The sequence below is a fragment of the Chitinophaga tropicalis genome (assembly GCF_009758205.1).
In the GTDB taxonomy this organism is placed as follows: domain Bacteria; phylum Bacteroidota; class Bacteroidia; order Chitinophagales; family Chitinophagaceae; genus Chitinophaga; species Chitinophaga tropicalis.
This window is the reverse complement of record NZ_WRXN01000005.1, coordinates 384957-406913: the sequence shown is the minus strand read 5'-3', so window position 1 is coordinate 406913 and position 21957 is coordinate 384957. Positions and strand designations below refer to the sequence as shown.

The window sequence follows — 21957 nt, the reverse complement described above, 5'->3', positions numbered from 1 at the left end:
AGATACTCCCACTTTCAGGTATGTTTCAGGCATGTTTCAAGCATGTCTTAAGCATGTTTAGTGTATGTATTGCGGTATCACTTTAGCACCACGTACTAAATATTTACCCGGGTGTATAGCCCTGGAACAGGTTTACACTTCTGTTAGATAACCCTGTATGAAGTTTACAATCTAACTTTCGGGTCCCGTAACAGGTTTACAATATTGATCAGCTATATAACCGGTTTTAACGCTATCAGCTGCATTTCTCTTTCCTTTCCCCTCAGCTTTATAGCGCCCAGCGTCTGCTTCACAAAATTCCCCGGCAAATGCAGCTCTTCTACCAGGTCTGCAGATGCAATGATCTCTTCATTGAATTGTTTACACATACCCTGTATCCTGGACGTAGTGTTCAGCACATCGCCGGAATAGGTAATATCCCTTTTAATGATCCCTATTTCCCCCGCCACTACTTTCCCGCAATGGATCCCGGCTTTGAAAGAAGGTACAATACCATAACGCTGCCGGTATTTCTCCTCCAGTGTTTGCAGGTGGTATTTGATATCAAAGAAACATTGTATACACTTGCTGTTCTGGATACCATCTTCATATTTCCAGGCCACTATCACCTCATCCCCCGCATATTGATATATCTCCCCCTTATTATCCAGTATAGGATTGGTCATATCACTGAAATAGTCTTTGAGAAAAGCATGATATTGCTTATCTCCCAGCTGTTCCGCAATAGTAGTGGAGGCATTCAGGTCAAGGAACATGAAGATCCTGCGTTCCTCTTTGGGCGTATTATATTTTCCGCGGATAATGTCCCAGAATATTCCATACCCGAACTTACTGTTAACCTGCAGGGCCATTTGCGTAACTGCCACAACAATAGCCCATACAAGACTGTTCTTGCACATCCTGTTATAATCAGGTTTAGCTACAGCTATTACCTTCAGAATGATGTTGACAAGTATAATGATAACAGAAAAAGCCACGATTACGGTCACAATGGTATAACCATACGACTTGTCCCGGAATTTCACATTCACAAAGAAAACAAGAAGACTGCCTCCCAGTATAGCGCCTATTAACGCCGCACACATGTTAACAACAATAGCTCTGGGAAGTGAATAGTCTGCTGCCGGCCCGGCAGAAATATGAGTGTGAAGCGTAAAGTGGTCGTACAGGGCAATGAGTACTCCTATCATCAGCCATACCGCTGTTAATAGGCCCAGCTGCCTGAATTTGAAGGCGGTTCTCCGGTTCATGCAATGGATTTATGTCCGAAAGTATTCTTTTTTCTCAGTTCGGCCCGCAAGACCAGGCTTTCTCTCACAAAAAATAAAACCGATACATTACTATTTGCTAAAACCTTTTTGCAGAAATGAAATTCTTCGTATATTTAAATAATCATAATATACCATAACCTGTCAACATCTATAAAGACAGGGGCCGGACCGGTAATAAAATCTTCCACGTATAACCGCCCGCGCTTTCTCAGGTCTGTTTGCTGCTTTTGAATGGAAGGCCAATGGCTTTTAAAAAGTATTTATCCGGTAGTATCTACCGGCGGATAAAACACGTCCGTCAACTTTTCCCTTAATTTAAATCCATTCATCATGAAAAGACAATTACTTTCAGTGCTGCTGGCACTCTTCCTTCTCCCTCTTCTCCCTGCAAAAGCCCAAACTCCGCCGGAAACATGGCAGGAACACTGGTTTGAACATAACCAGCTGGTCAGTCGTGTATTCTACGACAACGACCTGGCGCTTTACTTTGACAACGACGTAAGCCGCTCAGTAACCTGGCCCAACCAGTATCTCAGCGATGTATGGCGTTACACCAAAAGGACCTATGGCTCCTTTGGCGCCGACCCACGCCTGTTTGCCATCTTCCACACAGGCAAATACAGCGGCGGTCACCCCTCCACTTATTTCGACGCCAGCCATGACAACCGCAACCTGATCGATGTAGGTGCAGGTCCTTTCACCAGCGCCACCCAGGGAGACTATAACCTGGTTACACACGAAGTTGCACATATCGTGGAACTGGGCGGTAAGAACCTGCACGGCTCACCAGCCTTCGGCATCTGGGGAGACAGCAAATGGGCTGAGATCTTCATTTATGATGTGTACAATGCCCTGGGACTAACATCACGGGCCACCACAGCATATAATGACTTTACCGCCTCCAGGGACGCCTTCCCACGGGCCAACACCGCCTGGTTCAGGGACTGGTTCTATCCCATTTACAACCAGTACGGCGGCGCACAGGTGCTCAACCGCTATTTTGTACAACTGGCACTCTATTTCAAAAGAACAGGTACCGAATATGGCAGCATGAACATGGGCGAGTTCGTTCATTTCTGGAGCGGCGCTGCAGGCACAAACCTGAAAGCACAGGCCACTACCGCTTTCGGCTGGACAGCCGAATATGAAGCCCAGTTCGTAAAGGCCCGGCAGGATTATCCCTTTGCTTACAGCGTAGCCCCCATTGCCGTTTCATTATTCCAGGACTACAACTATGGCGGTTATGGCGTGTATCTCCCCGCCGGCAGCTACACGCTGTCTCAGCTGAAAGCTTACGGAGCGCGTAACGATGATATCACTTCACTGAAGGTAACACCCGGTTACACCGTAACCCTGTATGCTGACGATAACTTCTCCGGCGCCTCCCTTACGCTTAGTTCAGATGTAGCACTGCTGGACATACCTGCCTGGAACGACAAGGTCTCTTCTATCGTAGTTTCTGCAAATGCTGCAGTAGCGGCAGATAAAGTGGCTGGTGAAGAACTGCTGGCATATCCCAACCCGGTAGTGAACAACGGCAGCCTCACCGTAGAAGTGCCAAAGTATGATGCCTCCGCCCCGGTGCAGATACAGCTGGTAGACGTGAATAAGAAAGTAGCATTGTACAGGAAGGAAAACACACAACGCGTAATAGTGAACACCGGCAAAATAGCAGGTGGGTTTTACATCCTCGTAGTAAAGAACGGAAAGAACACCTTTACCAAAAAGGTGCTGATCCAGTAATTAAAGAAAATAAGAAAGGCGTCCCTGACAGCAGGACGCCTTTCATTTTCTCTTGTACTAATCCTTTCTACTTGCCTGTTTTAACATTCTTCAGCTCTTGTCCTTCTCTAAGCTCCTCCGTGGCTACCGATACTATCGTATCGCCAGGATTGAGGTTTCCGTATATTTCAATGTTCCCGTCAGCTTCGCGCCCTGTCTGTACCTGTACCCTTTCTGCTTTACCATTTACCACCCTTACCACAAATACATTTACTGTTGAATTAACCACGGCTGTCTTCGGAACGATGAATGCGCTGTCTGCTGTGTTCATCGGGATATGCACCTCGGCTATCATACCGGGCAGCAGTTTTTTATCATTGTTCGGAACATCCATTTCTATACGCTGGGACCGCAAACGGTTGTCCAGCGCACCTGCCAGGCGGTTCACCCTGGCAGCGAATGTCTTGCCGGTAAAAGCCTTTACCGTGAACTCCACTTCGCTGTTATTACCCAGGTAACTGGTGTACGCTTCCGGTACGGAGATGACCAGGCGAAGTTTCTTCTGTTCCTGCAACGTAAACAGGGGAAATTCGGAGCCTTTGCCGCTTGGCCCTACATAGGCCCCGGCACTTACATTTCTGGCCGTTATAACGCCTGAAAATGGCGCGCGTATCTCCAGGTAGTTCCGGGTATCGGCAATTTCCCTGTAAGCAGCCCTCGCTGCATCCAGCTGAGCCTTGTCAGAATTCTGACGGGCCAGGGCAATATCCAGGTCATTCTTTGAAACAGTACCGGGCGTAAGACTGGTCTCATGCAAACGGTCATAGTTAGCCTTGCTGGCCAGGTAAACCGCCTCCTGCGATTTCAGCTTTGATTCCGCACCTGCCAGCTGTGAACTGATCTCCGGAGCCTCCATAGTAGCCAGCAGGGTACCTGCGCTTACCTCAGAACCTACATCCACATTCAGCTTTTTAACGAAGCTGTTCACTTTAGCATAAATATCCACCTGCTGGAAAGCTATCAGCTCCCCGGGTATCTGCAGTGAAGAAGAGAGTTTTCCTTTGTGAAGGGTCACAGCAGCTACGGCAGGCGCCTCTGCAACAGGGCTTTTGTTCTCTGCTTTACCTTCTGTCTGTCCGCAGCTGCTCAGCAGCAATGCTGCCGGTATACCGCAAAATATCGTGAGAGCGAATGCTTTTATGTTGTTCATACTATTCATATAAGGATGGTACATAGTTTTTACTTTGTTTATCTTCCGGATCAAGTGATACAGACTGTACAGATGCTTTGCCCTGTGCCCATGCAAATACAAGCGGCAGGATAAAAAGGGTACTGAAAGTAGAGGCTACCAGTCCGCCTATAACGGCGCGTCCCAGTGGAGAGGTCTGATCACCGGATTCTCCCAGGCCGCTGGCCATAGGTATCATGCCCGCCACCATGGCAAGGCTGGTCATCAGGATAGGACGTAAACGCAAAGCTACCGCTTCTTTGGCAGAGAGCAGCGCATCGCCGTTGTTGAGACGCAATTGCTCTGCATTCGTAATAAGCAGCACCGCATTGGAAATAGATACACCTACTGACATGATGATACCCATATAAGATTGCAGGTTCAGTGTAGAGCCGGTAAGCAACAGTAAAGCAAGTGACCCTATCAGTACCGCAGGTACAGAAGACAATACCACCATAGATACTTTGAACGACTGGAAATTGGCGGCCAGCATCAGGAAGATCACCACAATAGCCACCAGCAAACCTGACTGCAGGCTGTCCAGCGTATCGGTAAGCGTCTGGCTCAGACCAATCATCTCCATGTTCAGACCACGGGGCAGCTCACCCAGCGATGCAATAGCGGCATTCACATCTTTAGTGGCAGTACCCAGGTCAATATCACTCGTATTGGCTGTCACTGACAGCGTAGGTATAGCTCCCAGGTTGTCAGCTTCGCCGTAAGTTGTATCCCTCGTAATAGTAGCAACATCTCCCAGTACAGGTCTGCTCGCACTTTTCAGCACCGGGATCTCAGCTATATCCTGTATGTCCGTCATCTTATTTTCAGGTACTAACACCTGCACACTATAACTCAGGTTAGACTTCTCATCTATCCAGATGTTCTTCTCCGTATAACGTGATGAAGAAGTAGATGCCGTGAGAGAACGGGAAATATCTCCTACATCCACACCCAGCTGCGCCGCCCGTATACGGTCTATCGTAATTCTCAGCGAAGGATATTTGGTAGACTGCCCCAGCTGCACATCACGCAGGTAAGGTATCTTTTGCAGCTTCTCTATGATCTTTGCGGCATACTGTTCATTCAACTGCTTATTCCTGCCCGAAACCCTTACCTCCACAGGAGTAGGAGAACCCTGGCTGAGTATCTTATCTGTCAGCTCAATTGGCTCGAAAGATGGTTTCACATCCGGCTCTGCTGCCTTCAGCTTTTCCCTGATCTTATCTTTCAGCTCATCAAGATCAGTTTTGTAATGCTCTGACAACGCTACCTGTATCACCGATTCCTGCGGACCGCTCATAAACAGGTAAATAGGACTGATGGAGAACTGACCGGGATGCTGGCCCACATAGGAAGAAGTAATGGCCACATTCTCCGGTCCCACGATATCCTTAATGATATTAATGGCCTTAATGGTCTTTTCTTCCGTACGTTCCATCCTGGTACCTTCCGGTGCACGTAACCTGAGCTGGAACTGGCTGCCATTGGCACGTGGTAACACATCACGGCCTATAATGTTGATAAGGACCAGCACAAGCCCTATACCCAGTATCAGGTAAAGACTTACTACCACTTTACGCGCAGGCATGATCCTGTTGATAAAACGCATGAAACGGCCACGTACCTTTTCAAAGAAAGATATCTTTCCATCCTTGTTGGAATCCGCTCTCTCTACCAGTTCCTTCTTCTCGTTCCATGTATTCTTATGCAGCTCAGGATTATATTCCGGGTGATGTTTATGCTCCTTCATCAGCCAGTTAGCCATGATAGGCACAAAGGTCTGCGCCAGGAAATAAGAGATGACCATCGCAAAACCTATCGCCAGCGCCAGCGGAAGGAAGAGTGAGCCGGGAATGCCGCCCATAGTGAACGCAGGGGCAAACACCGCCAGTATACAGAAAAGAATGAGCAGCTTGGGAAAGGCTATTTCCTTACACGCATCCCATATAGCCAGCCCCTTAGGCTTACCCATATCAAGATGCTGGTGAATATTCTCTATCGTCACCGTACTCTCATCTACCAGTATCCCGATGGCAAGTGCCAGACCACTCAACGTCATGATGTTAATGGTTTGACCTGCTATCTTCAGACATAACACCGCCGCAATAACAGAGGTAGGAATGGTGAGGATCACAATAAGAGCGCCACGCGGGTCACCCAGGAACATAAGTACCATTAACCCCGTCAGGATAGCGCCTATAGTACCTTCACTGATCAGGCTTTTCACAGCATTGATCACATATACTGACTGGTCAAATTCGTAGGTCAGCTTCACATCTTCCGGCAGCTGCGCCTGGAATTTAGGTAACGCTGCCTTCATCTTCTGCACCACTTCCCAGGTAGAAGCATCACCCGCTTTGGCAACGCTGAGATACACGGAACGGCGTCCGTTCACCAGCGCATAACCAGCAGTAATATCTGCGCCATCTTCTACACTTGCAACATCACGCAGGTAAAGGTTCTGCACTCCTCCTTTATAGAGAGGGATGTTCTCAAAATCTTTCACTGTCCTGATAGCAGTATTGGCAGGTGTGATATAGTTCACATCACCAATACGCACGTTGCCGGAAGGAGAGGTCTGGTTGTTAATACGCAGGGCCTCCACCAGCTGGTCCGGCGTCATGTTATGCGCACGCAGCAGCTCAGGATCTGCCTTGATCACCACCGTACGAAGGTTACCTCCAAAAGGAGGCGCCGACACCAGGCCGGGAATGGAGGTGAATGATGAACGGACATATGTATTGGCAAGGTCCAGCAGCTCATTGTTACTGCGGATAGGGCTGCTTAATACCAGCTGCCCCACAGGCAGCGTAGATGCGTCAAAACGGATGATGAAAGGAGGCTGCGAACCCGGTGGAAAGATAGCCTGTATACGGTTACAGAATGCACTGAGCTCTGCCTGTGCCTGGGCCATATTAGTGCCGGGATAGAAACTCACTTTCATCAATGTGAGGCCCTGTATATTCTTTGTTTCAATAGTTTTAATACCATTCACATAAAGCAGCACGTTGATGTACTGCTTACCGAAATAAGCTTCCATCTGGTTAGGCGTATATCCTCCAAACGGATGCGCTATATACATTACCGGCAGGTCCAGCTTGGGGAATATATCTATCTTGATGGTGCGTATCGCGCCTATTCCAAAGAAGAAAAGGGCGGCTACTATCACCAGTATGGTTATGGGTTTGCGTAATGCTGTTCTTATCAGGTTCATCTAATTAAAATTCATTGATAAAAAGAGAGAAGTTGCCACTGGCGGCAGCCTTCAGTAACAATGCCTGCCATACATTGGTATAAGCTATGTCACGGTCTGTCTCCGCACGGTTCAGCGTATAGAATACCTGTGTTACATCAACAATAGTGTTCAGCCCGTTCTTATAAAGAACTGTTCTCTGTGTATATGCTTCTGTTGCAGCACTCACCTGTACAGGAGCTTCCGCATAGTTGGCCAGGGCATTTTTGATCCTGTTATCTGATAATGAAAGCTGGGCTACAAGTTGCTGACGGGCCAGTTCATATTCATCCTGTAATCCTTTGGATGTAAACTGCTGTGCATTGAACTGCTGCTTCACTCTCAGCAACGAGGTCAGGTTCCAGCTAACTCCCACACCCAGCAGGTAGTTGGATCGGTTGGGTTTCACACCGTCCCAGTACCCTTTTGTATATGCTGTCTGATCAGTTGCATAGGCAGAGTTGAAGCCCGAACCTCTTGACTGCATAACACTGAACAAAGAAAATACCGGGTAGTTCTGAGTATGTATGTAACGGGCCTGTTCATCGCTCAGCTTTATACGGTTCTCATAGTATTTTAATATCGGATGCTCTTTCACATTTGTTGTATCCGGCCTGTCTGTTAGGGCTGCAGGAATACGGGCGATGAACAGCGTGTCCAGTACAAAGCCCTGTACAGGCACACCCATCAGCTGCGCCAGCTGGTTGGCCTGTGTCTGTTCAAAATCCTTTGCTTTAGTGTAAGAGATCCTTGCATTGGAAACCTCGGCATTGGCCAGCGTAGAATCCACACCGGCAATCAGCCCATTCCTGGCTCTTGTCACCACCACCGCGCGGAAAGTGTCCGCACGTTCCAGGTTCTTCTGCCAGGACCTTGTAAGACGCTGTGCCGCCAGCAGGTTCAGGTAGGCGCCCGCCACCTTTACTGATTGCTGGAATTGCTCCTGCTGCCAGTCTGACTCATCTCTTGCCACCTGCGCCTGCGCCGTTTTGATCCTTTCCTTCGCCCGGCCAAAAGCAAAGAAATCCCAGTTCAGATTAGCCAGGTAAAGCGCCCCAAAAGCAGCGTTCCAGTTCTGGGAAGAGAGCGTCGGACCGGAAGATGCAGCATTCCCGAAAATGCCGTAAGCCGGACCGAATAATGAGTTAACTGTGCCATAATCCTGCTGCGCTGCAAGATTCAGGTTAGGCAGGTACTCCCGCTTTGCCTGTGTGGCGGCCGACTTTGAAGCGTTGACATAATTGGCCTTGGCCCTGATCGTTCCGTAATTGGTAAGTGCCGTTTGTACCGCATCCTTTAAAGTCAGCATCTGTGCATGCAGTTCTCCTGTAACCCCGTACAATAGTAACAGGAAGAGAAGCCCTGCGGTTCTTGTTCTTTGCATGATAAATAATGAGCGTTTGACCATTAGCTCTGGAGTTGGCCGGCCGGATAGCTTTTCCTGCTGGAACTTTTTGAGCCCCTGTTGATTTATTCCCGTGAAATGTATTCTAACCTGAGGTAATCCTTCCTTACTCCGATTGCCTTTATTAAACAGCAAAAGGACCCCTGCTAAAAACGTGGTCCTTTTTATTTTTACTTCCTGCTGAGTTCCGTAAATTCTAATGCAAAGTTGATAAGATTAAGGGTGTTCTTTATTGTTCCATTCAAATGAATAATTGTAAAATTCAAAGAATTTGATGACCGGCAAAGAAACACTTTAACCGGTCATCATTTTTTTATAAATACTACCAGCCAGCCGTCTGCCTGAATATCTCATTACCATAAGCAGCAGCTATATCCATTTCTGACTGTGGCACCGGCCACAACGTATCCCGCAACGGAAAGGTCCTTAAAGCACCACTGGGATCTTTCACCCCGGGAATAACAATCCTGTCAGTTCCCCAGCGTTTCAGATCAAAATACCGCTGCCCTTCCATTGCCAGCTCAATCCTTCTCTCATGACGAATAACAGTACGCATAGCATCCCTTGATAACCCCGCCGCCACTACCGGCATCCCCACACGGGTACGCACAGCATTCACCGCATCATACACACTCGCATCAGCGCCAACAACTTCATTCTGTGCTTCCGCATACATAAGCAATACATCCGCATAACGCAGATATACCCAGTCCTGGTCACTCTGTGTACCTATAACAGTTGCACGGGTAGAATCAACTCCTTTTTTATTCAGGAAACCAGCCGAAGCGCCAATAGCAGCAGGATCAAAAGCAATACCTCCTTTGTACAATACACCAGGCACCAATATAGTTGCCAGCAACCGCGGGTCCCTGTTATTATACGGATTGGCAGGATTATATAAAGGTGAACTGGTAATAGGCAGGCCATCTGTACACTCATAGTCATTCACCAGGTAACCCAGCGGCTGAAGGCTTGAACTATAGGTATACAGGTAATCTGCAGGGCTATAAGCATTCGGTACCTGGTAACGGCCGGAGAACATAATTTCCGGGTTATTCTCCTGCCCGGGCTTCAGGAATAATTTCCGGTAACCACCTGCATACAAACTGAACCTGCCTTCTGTCATGATCGTTTTAGCTGTGGCAGCAGCCTCCTGGAAGTTATGAACAGTGAGGAACAGCTTTGTTATATATCCCAGGGCAGTACCCCTCACCACATGCCCCTTATAAGACGTATTCGGAAGATTGGCAGCAGCAAAGCGGAAGTCGCTCATTACAGAGTCCAGCACCACTGCTTTCGGCGCTCTTCCCAGCTGATAGGATGCCGGTTCCTTACCCAATGGCTGAAAGGTCAGCACAGCATCCCCATATAACTGCGCCAGCAGAAAGTAATAGTATCCGCGTATGAACCTTACCTCTGCTATATAGGTATTCCTCTCCGTATCATCCATCGTTACTTTGGCAATATTGGCCATGAATATATTACAGGCTTCTATTGCCTTGTATGACGTATTATACGCATCAGACTGAATAGTGCCTGTAGTAGCTTCTATAGCACCAGTGGCAACATTTGAAAAAGCCCCGCTGTACGCATTGTCTGTCAGCGTCTCCCAATACGGTGTACCAGCGCCCCATCCCTGACCGGTATTGGTGGAATTGGTATAATTGTATCCCTGTATCAGGTAACTGTAAATGGCAGTCAACGCCTGGTCTGCATCAGCTTTGGTCTTCCAGAAAGTTCCGGACGACTGCTGATCCAGCGGATTCCGGTTCAGAAAATCCTTCCCGCAACTATAAAGAGCTATCAGTACCATCAACAGGATGGTCCGGTGTTTTATATCGTACTTCATTTTTTTTAAGATTAAACTGTTTTAGAAAGCTGCTTTGATACCGAAAGCAAATACCTGGTTCTGTGGATGTGCTACAAACCTTGTGTTACTGGACACCCTTTCCGGATCAAGTCCTGAAAAACCGGTGAAGGTAAGCAGGTTGTCGCCGGCAAAGAACACACGTAAACTGCTGAGCGCCACCCGCTTCACAATAGATGCAGGAAACGTGTACCCTATCTGCATATTCTTAAGCCTTAAAAAAGAAGCTCCTTTCAGATAATAGGTAGATGCAGTGCTTATATTACTGCTGGCATTCCCCTGCCCGGTAATATAGAGCAGCGGCATAGTCGTGCTGGGCTTTTCCGGCGTCCATGCATTCAGCCAGTCTGTCGATGGGGGAGAACCCTGGTTAAACGGCTGAACACCCCAACCATTCACAAACAGTTTCTGCCCATAAGAGCCATAAAAGAAAACAGAGATATCAAAATTCTTCCAGGAGGCGCTTGCATTAAAGGAATAATCAAACTTTGGGAAAACCCCTGGCACAATAACCCTGTCACTGGCATTAACAGTATCGTTGCCGGTTACATCTTTGAATTTCAGATACCCGGGTTGAGGGTTGTACTGCTGAATAGGAGAGCGGGCAATTTCCCCGGCCGACTGGAATATCCCTGCATACTCATACATGTAAAAGCTTCCATATGGCAGCCCTTCCTTGATGATGGTATTATTTCCTGTATTGATGGATGGTGCGCCAAACTTGATCACCCTGTTCCTATTTGTCTGAAAAGTACCTCCTGCAGAAAACCTTACATTACCTATGTTATCTGTATACTGAAAGGAGGCTTCCAGCCCCGTATTCTTCATTTTACCCTGGTTAAGAGTAGGCGCATTCAAGCCAATGTATGCAGGAATTAATGGTGTATACAGGATATCATATGTCAGTTTATTATACCACTCCAGGGTCATATCAAGTTTATTGAACAACGTGATATCTGCACCAACATTAAAAATGCGGGTGGTCTCCCACATAATGTTCTGATCTGTCAGCCCATTCTGCGCCACACCTGAGCTCAGGGTGTTACCGGAAAAAGAATAAGCATAACCCGTATTGGAGTTATAGGAGTTCTGGCTTGTGTACACATCCTGGTAAGGATAGTTACCTATGTTCTGGTTCCCCAGCTTTCCCCACGATCCACGCAGCTTAAGATTATTCAGCCATGAAATGTTATGAAGGAACTGTTCCCGTGTCAGCACCCAGCCGGCTGAAACAGACGGAAAAAGTCCCCAGCGGTTATTGGGTGGAAAACGGGAAGAAGCATCATAACGGGCATTAACCTCCAGCAGGTATTTTTCAGCATAGTCATAATTCAGCCTTCCGTAATAGGAGCGTAAAGCCCATTCCGACGAAGTACCGGTTGCAATCTGGGAACCCGCAGGCCCTGCATTCAGTTCATGCAGACTATTACTGGGGAAAGGGGTATTACGGCTGCCTGCCAGTCGTTGTGATTTATTGTATTCTGCCTGGGTACCCACCAGCAGCTTAGTATTATGCCGGTTAAACGCTTTGGTATACGTAAGCTGGGTATATCCAACCGGGTAAAGCGTGTTATTATCTGTAACCACAAGCCCCTGCCCGTTCACGTCCAGTGTACGTTCGGGTGCATCTGTCAGTTTGGCGAACCAGTTATACTGGTTTATCACAGGTTTGAAGTCATATATCTTTTCGTAATTGAAATTAAGTCCTCCGCTTGTTCTCCATTCCAGGCCCTTTAAGAGACGGATATTCAGGAACAGGCTGCTTTGCAGGTTGTACTCATTGCTGTTCACAAGTGCATTCTCTGCAATAGCAACAGGATTTTTATTAGGCGTTTGTACACTGGGGTAAATTGAGTTTACATAACGTCCGCTGCCATCAGGCAGTTTAGGACCGTACATAGGCGATTGAGAGAGCGTGGACAGGAACATATCCTGGCTACCCCTGGAGGCATACTCTCTTTTCCCATAATTAAGCGTAACGCTGGAACCAAAAGTTGCCCAGTCAGTGATCTTCGAATTCAGGGTAAACTGCAGGTTATATTTTTTGTACGAAAACCCGATCATGATATCCGGCTGATCTACATAACCAAGACCAACATTATATACAGTACCATTACTGCCGCCCGTCATCCCTATATGATGTGTTTGCACCTGCACCGTCCTCATAACAGCATCCAGCCAGTTGAAATCAGGGTACCGGACAGGATCAGAAGGATTGGTATAGGCGGCGATCATGTCGGCAGTAAAACGGTTAGGATAACCAGAATTGACGGCCGCCTGGTTGTACATCCGCATATACTGTGCAGAATTATAGATCAGGTTATCAGGCAGGGCCGTGGGTTGGGTGATGCCAAGACTGTAGTCGTATGACAACTGGAACCGCCCGCTTTTCCCTTGTTTGGTGGTCACCAGTATCACACCATTGGCTGCCCTTGTACCATAAATAGCGGCAGATGCAGCGTCCTTCAGCAATGTAACAGACTCTATATTCTGCGGGTCAAGCACGGTGAGGCTTCCCGGTATACCGTCAACAATTACCAGGGGGCTGCTTCCTGCCGAGCTGTAAGTGCCCAGCCCTCTGACCCGCAGCACAGAGCCTTCATTCCCCGCTTCACCGGAGCCTTGTGTGAGAGATAGCCCGGGCAGTTTGCCCTGCAACAGCTGCACAGGATCTGTAGCTATCCTTTTATTCAGTTCGGTGCCATTCACCGTAGCAACAGCACCTGTCAGGTCACTCTTTTTCTGGGTGCCATAACCAACTACAAGTACTTCGTTCAATCCTTTACTGCTTTCCGCAAGCGAAATATTTATCTGCTGGCGGCCATTTACAGGTAACTCCTGTGTCTGGAAACCGAGAACGGTAACAACCAATGTTGCATTAACGGGCACATTGGCCAGGGAATAGCGGCCCTTATCATCTGTAGATGTCCCGGTGTTACTACCTTTTACTCTTATAGTAGCTCCGGGGATGGGCTGCTGATCGCTGTCACGTGTAATTATTCCGGTTATTGTCCGGACCTGGGCATGTACGGCTGCCGTCCAGGTAAAAATCAATGTGATGCACAGGAACAATAGCCTGATGCGTGGGCTGTGAGCATTAATCATAACGTATGGATTTAAGTGATAGAAAACATGCCTGGCGGATTAACAGCTGCAAGAGAAAAGAAGTCACGGGTAACAACCTTGCAGTAATGCAAACGTTTGCATATAAGTGCCTGATTTTAACGTGGAAAATGGGATAACGCGCCGTAAAGTCTTGTGATTAGTATTACTGACTGTCTGTAATTATGATGCCAGTACTAAGGAATCAGATATTGGGCTAAATAGCTCTCATAATTTTCTCAAATACACATACTTTTTTCGCTTTTTATTTATAACTGACCGCCGGCCAGCTCTCTCTCAAAAAAAAGAGCCTGTATCAAAAGTATGATACAGGCTCTTTTTATTCGGATACCTGATGGACTCAGGTAGTCATATAAGCGATACTCAGGACGTTTATTTATTTTTGATACATCCTCTTTTTTTTGAGCAGTTCTATTACTACCCATTTATCTCAATAAATTGATCGCCCCTTTCCTGACAATCTCCTCTTTATTATTAAGCACAACCTTCACCGTATATGTATACACCCCGCTGGGCTGCATCTTTCCTTTATAAGTCCCATCCCATCCTTTCAGATCACTGGTCTGGTATATCATCTCTCCCCACTGGTTAAATACCCGCAGCAGTATACTGGAAATAGTCGTCCCCTCCGGCCTGAAATAATCATTCAACCCATCGCCGTTCGGCGTAAACGCATTAGGAATAAAGATCTGACCAGGCTTCAGCTTAGCCACAGCCTCCCCTGGAATACTATTCTGGCAAGCCAGCGCTCCCAGCGCAATAACCCGGATAGTAACTGTTTCCTGCTTCAGGCCCGATACTTCATGACTGGTACCCTGACTACCTGAACTGGGCGTTACATACGGACCATTATCCACAGATACCAGGTACCCCGTAGCATCCGGTACCGGCGCCCAGGTAAAAGTAACGCCGCTGGTAGTGATATTATCTGCTTTTATAACAGGAACAGCCACTACTTCAAATGGAGTGACAGTTACAGCAGAACGGTTACTGGTACAGCCATTGTTCACAGCTTCTGCATAGAAAGTGGTCTCATCTGTAATGCCCGGCGTAGTATATGTACTTCCTGTACCGGCAATGCTGCCTCCGGATGGGAAGGTATACCAGTTATAGATAAAAGGAGGAATAGCATTGCTGATAGTTAAAGTGGCAGTACTGTCAGGACAGATGCTGAGCGGGGAAATTACCGGCGCCTCAGGCTTTTCTGTCACAGTTATTTCTACGCTATCTATCACATTACAACCATTGGCATCTTCACCGGTTACCCTGTACATAGTAGTAACTGCAGGCGTAACTATTGCACTGGAATCTGGTAACGCTCCCGGCTCCCAGGTGTATTTAACCAGCCGTCCACCGGTAGGCACCGCATAAATAGTAGTAGAACTACCCGTACAGATAGCCGCAGGTTTAGCCAGGGCCTTCAGGAGAATGGTAGACTGCTCGATCACATCTGCACTGAAAGATACAGGGCATCCGTTGGCATCTTTAACAACACAGCTGTAACTGCCTGCAGCAAGATCTGTGGCCGTGGCAGTGGTCTGAGCAGGAGTAGTGCTCCATTCATAACTGAAAGGCGCCAGCCCGCTGGTAACAGACAGCGAAATACTGCCGTTGGCATTGCCACAGGTGGCCTGCGTGGTTTCAGCCGTCAGCGCAACAGGCTGGTAAGATATACCTGCCACTGCCAGGAATACCGCCCTGGAACCACCGTTAACAGGATCTACGTCAGTGCCGCTGATATAATCTACCTGGATAGATTCCAGCAGCTTGGGCTGATCTTCACAGGCAGGTGTAATATCAATGGCATACATGCGGGGATCATTACTTGGAAGCCCTTCTACATTATAAGGCGGAGCACTGATACGCGCCACACGTCCATAGGAATTAAAGATAGGATTAGTACCGCCAAACCAGTCCAGTATCGTGAATGTGCCTGCATCTGCCGCCGTACCGTCAGTAAAGTGGAGTGTGATGGTAAGCGTACTTTTCTGTTCGGTAGAAAAACAGAGAAAACTCAGTTTGCTGTATGCAGCCGGGGTAACAAGACTGAGAAAACCGGCAGCAGCACTGTTGACAGCCGCACCGCCATCTGAGAGGTACAGACAGTTATTAGCTGTATAATCCGCCAGCTGATATGTACGCAGGCCATTGGACAGGATACCATTATCCGGTATTCCCGCCTGTAAGCTGTTGGTAGCCGCAAAGCCCTGCGTATATAAGAGCTTATCCTGTTTGTCAAGACCTGTAGTAGTAACGGCCAGGGCATCTGTGCCTGTCTCGGCAACAGCATCATTGTTGAAACCCGTTACGGCAACCGGCGTATAGGTTTGGGCATATAACCTGCAGGCACACATTACCAGCATGGAGGCAACAATAAGAACACGTTTCATTCAATTGTTTTTTTGGTTGATATGATATTGTTTACCGGAGCAGTTGCACCCATCCAGTGTAGGGCTTTTCTGTTGCCGATGTTTTGATTACATAATAATAGGTGCCGGTAGGCAATGGCTTCCCTTTATGGGTGCCGGGCCATTCCGAATAACCATTGCTTTTAAAGACCAGCTGCCCCCAACGGTTAAATACTTCCGTTGTGGAAGCAGGACGTGCCTTAAGACCATCTATCGCCCAGTAATCGTTTATGCCGTCGCCATTAGGACTGAAAGCATTCGGGATCTGCAATACGAGGTCAGGAATAACCTTATACCACGAATGACTGATACTGTCTTTACAGCCTATTTCATTGGTGGCATAAAGCACAACACGGTAAGCGCCCGGCAGCTCATACTTATGCTCAGGAGAAGTAAGGATGGAGGTAACACCATCCCCGAAATCCCATTCATACGAAGCCGCATACTGAGAGCTGTTGGTAAATAAGAAAGTAGCTTCCTTGAATTCCACTTCTTTGTTCTCTCCGGGCTTTGCAGTGAAAGCGGCTACCGGTGGAGGCAATATGTTGATAAGCGCTGTTCTGGTGAGCGTATGTGAACACAATCCCTGTGCAGTTGCTTTCAGGGTAACTGTATATGTACCTGGGGTACCATAGGTATAAACCGGGTTGGCAGCAGAAGCTTGCTGCCCGTTGCCGAACTGCCATTGATAGGTATCTGCATTTTGAGAGCTATTGGTAAACCTGATCTCGGCAGGAGCACAGCCGGTTAGCAGGTCTGTCGTGAAATCAGCTACAGGTACCGGCACGGCCGTTACCATCACAGGGGTAGCATCCACAGTACAGGCGCCATCAGTAACGGATAAGCCTATACTTCCCGTCTGCCTGAATATAACATTGTAAGGCCCCAACCCACTGCCGCTTTGCACAACACCACCATTCCAGTTCCAGGTAGCAACAGCCGCTGCTGATGCAGAGCCGGTAAAGTTGACAGTAACAGGTTCCCCTGAACAGATAGGCGTCTTGCTGACCTGCATGCTAACCACCGGAGGTTGTGATACTGTAAGCTGTTGTGTGCTGAGTGCAGAAGCACAGCCATTTTCAGTGACCTGTAGCCGTATATCATAAGTGCCTGCGGCGCTGAACAGGATAGTATAAGGTCCGGCCCCGCTGCCGCTTTGCACAGTAGCGCCGGCAAAATTGTTCCAGTTGTAGGTTGAAGATGGATTGGCAGTTGCTGTGAAAGTGAGTGTTTGTGCCGTACCCAGGCAAACAGTACCGGGGCTGACGGTAAAAGCTGCAGCTGGCGTAGCTTTTACGTTGACGGTGACGGTAGAGCTTACCTTACACCCAAAAGCATCATCGCCGGTAACAGTATAAAGGGTAGTGTCTGCAGGAGAGACTGAAAGCGTGTTTGTAGTAGCAGCTACCGGGCTCCATGAATAATTGGATAACGTACCGCCTGCAGGCGTGGCCGTCAATGTAGTGCTTTCACCGGAGCAGATCTCTGCCGGGCTGGCAGTAGTAGTCAGTGTAACAGGAGAGCTTTTAGTGATCGTGCCACGATAGCTGGTAATACAGCTGTTGGCATCCCTGATAGAACAGATATAGTTGCCTGCCGGCAGATTGGAGGCCGTGGCAGTTGTTTGCACCGGTGTAGTGTTCCAGGTGTAGGTAATGGGAGCAGTACCGCCGGTAACGTTCAGCGCAATACTGCCATTGGCGCCACCACAGATAGCATTGGTAATAGTTTCAGTATAGGCGAGCGGAGTGAACGTCACGCCGGAAAGCGCCAGTATTACTGCACGGGAGCTGATATTGGCGCCAGGTATATAAGTAAAGGTAACAGACTTCAGCAGCTTTGACTGATCAGCACAGGGCACGGCAAAATCAAATGAATACATCCTCGGATTGCCGGGAAGCCCATCTACCGTATAAGGAGCCGCCGTTAACCTTGTAAGCCTGCCAAACGCATTGAAGATATAAGGAGTACCATTGAACCAGTCTTTGATAGTAATATTGCCGCCGGCAGATGTTGTGCCGTCCATAAAATTAAAAGTGACAGTAACAGTGCTGGTGCCTTCTGTGCCAAAAGCCAGCAGGCTTAAACGGCTGTAGGAGGCAGGAGTATTGAGCGTCAGCGTACCCACTCCCTGTGAATTGGCTACATTGCCTGCCGCCGAAAGATATAAGGCATTGGATGTATTGTAGGGCGCCATCTGGTAAGTACGGGTACCGCTTACATAGGTCCCTGTATTAAGAATACCTCCGGTCAACCCATTGGCAGCAGCAAAGCCCTGCGTATAAATGACATGATTGCTGCCATCTATTACCGTAGATGTTGTAGCTACTGCATTGGTGCCCGTTTCAGCCACAATATCATTGTTATACCCGGTGATGGCTACAGGAGAATAGGTTTGAGCAAACAATACAGAGAAGCCGGTATGCAATACCAGTAATAGGGTGAGAGTAAAAATATGCTTCATGAATGGTCATTATAGGTTCGTTAGCTATAAATGAAATCTGCACGTTCAGGCATAGGCGTAACCGGGTTATATGGGTATATGCCGGAAGCCCGGGAGGGAGCTTCCGCCAGAGACAGTTAACTTTCATTTGTAAATACTGATCGACGAATAAAAAGGGTGGGTAAAGAGATGTATATTTTTTATTTTAATAGCTAATATTGCTGTTGGAATGATAATTGCTGACAATGGCGAAAATTTTAAAACCTATTGAATGAAAACAATGAAAGTTCTCTGTTTATCCGTTTTAGGCCTATGCCTGGTCTTTTTAACCGCCTGTAACACCGTTACCCCCCGGCAGTATTTTGAGAAAGCTGTGTTGAATACTAATACGTTCGCTGATTTTGGCACTGAACATATGATGAGAGAGCTGACATCAGCGCAGCCGGCCTACCCTGCAACCAAAATGATGGAGCACAGGGCGCAACGGGTAGAGATGGTGCTGAATGACCTTAAAACACTGAGACAGACAGAGGAAACAAAAGACATGGTGCAGACCTCCATTGCATTACATGAATACATATTGCCTATATACAAAAATGAATACATGGCACTGGCCAGGTTGTGTGACAACAAAGCTCCTAAAGAAGAAATTGATGCAAAAGAAGAGGAAATAGTCAGCAAATACGGACAGAAGGTTGATGAGCTGTTCAGCAAACTGACAGATATTGGTAAAGAATACGCTAAGAAGAATGACATCAATGTAACCTGGGGCCACTAACAGCCTTTAAATCACTTACATAATCATTAAGCTGCGCACAGCGCAAAAGATCTTCCTCTCAAAAAAGGGTTTTGCCTTCGGCGAGGGCACTGAAAAAGTAGTTTTCTTTAAAGAAATATTCGGGTAGGGGGTGGAGAATATTTTCGAATAGACGATTCTCAGAGCCTACGTAAGGACTTTTTCAGTGCCCTCGCCTTCGGCAAACCCTTTTTTGAGCAATCCATGTCCTACCCAAAAACAGCCATTTTCCCCCAAATGATTGGCTATGTGAAATTATTGTTATACTTTTTCCCTATCATTTTCAAAGTCATGAATACAGATTTGTTTGATCAACTTCAAAAAGACGGCCTCATTTCAGCCACTTCAGCAGAAAAGGTCCGTACTGTAGAAGCAGGTAAATTATTTTCCCTGCACTGGGAACTGAAAACCATCCTGTACCTGGGAGTATTATTATTGAGCGGGGGATTAGGAATACTGGTCTATAAGAACATTGATACTATTGGTCACCAGGTCATTTTGCTGTTCATTGCAGCAGTATGTGGATGTTGCTTTTACTATTGCATGAAGCATAAACCACCATTTTCCAGGCAAAAGGTGGAAGCGCCCAATGGCTTTTACGATTATGTACTGCTGCTGGGGTGTCTGCTGTTCATAACATTCATCACTTATTTACAGGTACAGTATAATGTATTTGGCACCAGGTATGGCGCCGCTACATTTATTCCTTTACTGGTGCTGACCTTTTCCGCTTATTATTTTGATCACCTGGGCATACTGAGCATGGCTATTACCAACCTGGCCGCCTGGATGGGTATCACAGTATCGCCATTCAGCGTGATGTCTATGGACCTGTCAGACGAAAGGCTTATCTACACGGGAGTATTGCTGGGCGGTATACTTGTACTTGCAGCTTTCTTAAGCGAGTGGAAGAACTTCAAACCGCATTTTGGATTTACCTACAGAAACTTTGGTATGCACATATTCCTCATAGCCTGTACCGCCGGTATGTGCACATCGGAAAGTCTGTACCCGGCCTGGTTCCTGCTGGAAATACTGGCCTGCTGGTATTTTTACGTGCTGGCAATTAAACAACGTTCATTCTACTTCCTTCTGATATTAACCCTGTATGCCTATGTAGGATTGAGCACAGTGGTGGTCAGAGGGCTGGTTGATATGCGTGAAGGAGCTATAGAACTGGGGATGCTCTACTTTGTAGCTTCCGCTATAGGCACTGCTGTATTCCTTATTTCCCAGAACAAAAAAATGAAAAAAGCATGATCGCATATAATAGTAAGGAGCTGGATAATATATCCATACAGGAAGAGGCCACTGCTGCACTGGAGAAAGAATGTATCACAGCGGAAGAGCATGCAGCAATAGTGGCGGCACATCCTTCCTCGCTTTATACACCTAATATTTTTATGAGGATAGGCTTGTTCATCCTGACAAGCATCATCATGCTGTTCTCTTCCGGTCTTTTTGCGCTGATGTCATTGGGTGGGGGAGATGAAGGTATAACCGCTTTGTCTTTCATCCTCGGCATTATTTCTTATATAGTGCTGGAAGTGATGGTGCGCGAAAAAAAACATCACAAGTCAGGTGCAGATTCAGCTCTCATGTGGTGGGCCTCAGTCAGCATACTGGTAGGAATAGGGGTTGCCACTTCAGGAGATCTGGGCATCCTGGCGTGGAGCCTGACCGTACTCCTGTTGTCCCTGTGGTTTACGCTGAGGTTTGCTGATGTAAGCATGAGCATTATAGCGCATCTGGCATTCCTTGCAACATTATTTTCTATCAGTATCCGCCTGGGAACAGCCGGCCGTATCATCACTCCTTTTTTGTTGATGGGCGCTTCACTTGGTGTATACCTGCTGGCAGGAAAATTATCCCGCATACACACTTACAGGCATTACAGGCGTTGCCTGGAAGTATTGAAGGCATTGGGCCTGCTTACGCTCTACGTGTCAGGAAATTATTTTGTGGTGAGAGAAGTGAGCAACGAGATGTTTGGACTGGACCTGCAGCCAGGAGAAAGTATTCCGGGAGGATGGATCTTCTGGATATTTACCGTGGTATTGCCCCCGTTATATATTTACCTGGGTTTACGCTGGAAAGACAGGATCCTGTTAATAGCAGGATTGATACTGCTGGCAGCAATTGTATTTACTATACGTTATTATCATAGTGTGGCGCCAATAGAGGTGGCTATGACCCTGGGAGGTGCTTTTATGATACTGGTAGCGTACTTTGTAACAAAATATCTTAAAGAGCCTAAAAAAGGGTTTACTGCTGCCGGGGATGATGAAAAACATGCCCTGCAGCGTTTACAGATAGAAGCTGTTATTATATCCCAGACTATGTCACATACGCCCCAGCCAACGCAGGGAGAAGTGAACTTTGGAGGTGGTACCGGCAGTGGTGGCGGGGCTACGGGAGAATATTAATAGAAAAGTGGCCGCTTCCTTCGCGGTTGCGGCCAC

The 21957-nt window shown here is 47.4% G+C and carries 12 protein-coding genes; 4 read left to right on the top strand and 8 right to left on the bottom strand.

The genetic code is table 11. The features are described 5' to 3' along the window. Positions 1-212: 212 nt before the first annotated feature. Entirely contained in the window at positions 213-1250 is a 1038-nt protein-coding gene (locus GO493_RS14130) for an adenylate/guanylate cyclase domain-containing protein (protein ID WP_157306851.1), read from the bottom strand. A 351-nt stretch (positions 1251-1601) separates the two neighbouring features. Between GO493_RS14130 and GO493_RS14125 the strand changes: the two genes are divergently transcribed. Beyond that, a complete protein-coding gene (locus GO493_RS14125) occupies positions 1602-3014 on the top strand; it encodes a T9SS type A sorting domain-containing protein (protein WP_157306850.1) in 1413 nt (470 codons plus the stop codon). 67 nt (positions 3015-3081) lie between these two features. Here GO493_RS14125 and GO493_RS14120 read toward each other — a convergent pair whose 3' ends face one another. The 7 genes from GO493_RS14120 to GO493_RS14090 form a co-directional block, all read right to left on the bottom strand. Next, the gene (locus GO493_RS14120) at positions 3082-4203 is read right to left on the bottom strand and encodes an efflux RND transporter periplasmic adaptor subunit (protein WP_232538841.1); all 1122 of its coding nucleotides are present in this window, start codon (positions 4201-4203) and stop codon (positions 3082-3084) included. A 1-nt stretch (position 4204) separates the two neighbouring features. After that, entirely contained in the window at positions 4205-7435 is a 3231-nt protein-coding gene (locus GO493_RS14115) for an efflux RND transporter permease subunit (RefSeq protein ID WP_157306848.1), read from the bottom strand. Positions 7436-7439: 4 nt separating this feature from the next. Beyond that, positions 7440-8837 (bottom strand): TolC family protein, encoded by a 1398-nt coding sequence (locus GO493_RS14110; RefSeq protein WP_157306847.1) that lies wholly within the window; start codon positions 8835-8837, stop codon positions 7440-7442. A 343-nt stretch (positions 8838-9180) separates the two neighbouring features. Then, on the bottom strand, positions 9181-10707 hold the full coding sequence (locus GO493_RS14105) for a RagB/SusD family nutrient uptake outer membrane protein (protein WP_157306846.1): 1527 nt from the start codon (positions 10705-10707) through the stop codon (positions 9181-9183). Between the two features lie 21 nt (positions 10708-10728). Then, the gene (locus GO493_RS14100) at positions 10729-13830 is read right to left on the bottom strand and encodes a SusC/RagA family TonB-linked outer membrane protein (RefSeq protein ID WP_157306845.1); all 3102 of its coding nucleotides are present in this window, start codon (positions 13828-13830) and stop codon (positions 10729-10731) included. A 443-nt stretch (positions 13831-14273) separates the two neighbouring features. Beyond that, positions 14274-16238 (bottom strand): Ig-like domain-containing protein, encoded by a 1965-nt coding sequence (locus tag GO493_RS14095; protein ID WP_157306844.1) that lies wholly within the window; start codon positions 16236-16238, stop codon positions 14274-14276. A gap of 31 nt (positions 16239-16269) precedes the next feature. After that, the gene (locus tag GO493_RS14090) at positions 16270-18720 is read right to left on the bottom strand and encodes a PKD domain-containing protein (RefSeq protein WP_157306843.1); all 2451 of its coding nucleotides are present in this window, start codon (positions 18718-18720) and stop codon (positions 16270-16272) included. Between the two features lie 250 nt (positions 18721-18970). Here GO493_RS14090 and GO493_RS14085 point away from each other — a divergent pair, with 250 nt between their 5' ends. From GO493_RS14085 to GO493_RS14075, 3 genes are all read left to right on the top strand, one after another. Further along, positions 18971-19477, top strand: a complete 507-nt coding sequence (locus GO493_RS14085; protein ID WP_157306842.1) for a hypothetical protein — start codon at positions 18971-18973, stop codon at positions 19475-19477. Positions 19478-19786: 309 nt separating this feature from the next. Next, a complete protein-coding gene (locus GO493_RS14080) occupies positions 19787-20755 on the top strand; it encodes a DUF2157 domain-containing protein (RefSeq protein WP_157306841.1) in 969 nt (322 codons plus the stop codon). Further along, complete coding sequence (locus tag GO493_RS14075) at positions 20752-21921, top strand: hypothetical protein (protein WP_157306840.1); 1170 nt, start codon at positions 20752-20754, stop codon at positions 21919-21921. The genes GO493_RS14080 and GO493_RS14075 overlap by 4 nt, the downstream gene beginning before the upstream one ends. Positions 21922-21957: the final 36 nt, after the last annotated feature.

Bases quoted from the DNA above. Each gene is read 5' to 3' on its own strand.
- GO493_RS14095 (WP_157306844.1), bottom strand. From the start codon at position 16,238: ATGAAACGTGTTCTTATTGTTGCCTCCATGCTGGTAATGTGTGCCTGC.
- GO493_RS14085 (WP_157306842.1), top strand. From the start codon at position 18,971: ATGAAAACAATGAAAGTTCTCTGTTTATCCGTTTTAGGCCTATGCCTG.
- GO493_RS14075 (WP_157306840.1), top strand. From the start codon at position 20,752: ATGATCGCATATAATAGTAAGGAGCTGGATAATATATCCATACAGGAA.
- GO493_RS14080 (WP_157306841.1), top strand. From the start codon at position 19,787: ATGAATACAGATTTGTTTGATCAACTTCAAAAAGACGGCCTCATTTCA.
- GO493_RS14090 (WP_157306843.1), bottom strand. From the start codon at position 18,720: ATGAAGCATATTTTTACTCTCACCCTATTACTGGTATTGCATACCGGC.
- GO493_RS14125 (WP_157306850.1), top strand. From the start codon at position 1,602: ATGAAAAGACAATTACTTTCAGTGCTGCTGGCACTCTTCCTTCTCCCT.
- GO493_RS14105 (WP_157306846.1), bottom strand. From the start codon at position 10,707: ATGAAGTACGATATAAAACACCGGACCATCCTGTTGATGGTACTGATA.
- GO493_RS14120 (WP_232538841.1), bottom strand. From the start codon at position 4,203: ATGAACAACATAAAAGCATTCGCTCTCACGATATTTTGCGGTATACCG.
- GO493_RS14130 (WP_157306851.1), bottom strand. From the start codon at position 1,250: ATGAACCGGAGAACCGCCTTCAAATTCAGGCAGCTGGGCCTATTAACA.
- GO493_RS14115 (WP_157306848.1), bottom strand. From the start codon at position 7,435: ATGAACCTGATAAGAACAGCATTACGCAAACCCATAACCATACTGGTG.
- GO493_RS14110 (WP_157306847.1), bottom strand. From the start codon at position 8,837: ATGCAAAGAACAAGAACCGCAGGGCTTCTCTTCCTGTTACTATTGTAC.
- GO493_RS14100 (WP_157306845.1), bottom strand. From the start codon at position 13,830: ATGATTAATGCTCACAGCCCACGCATCAGGCTATTGTTCCTGTGCATC.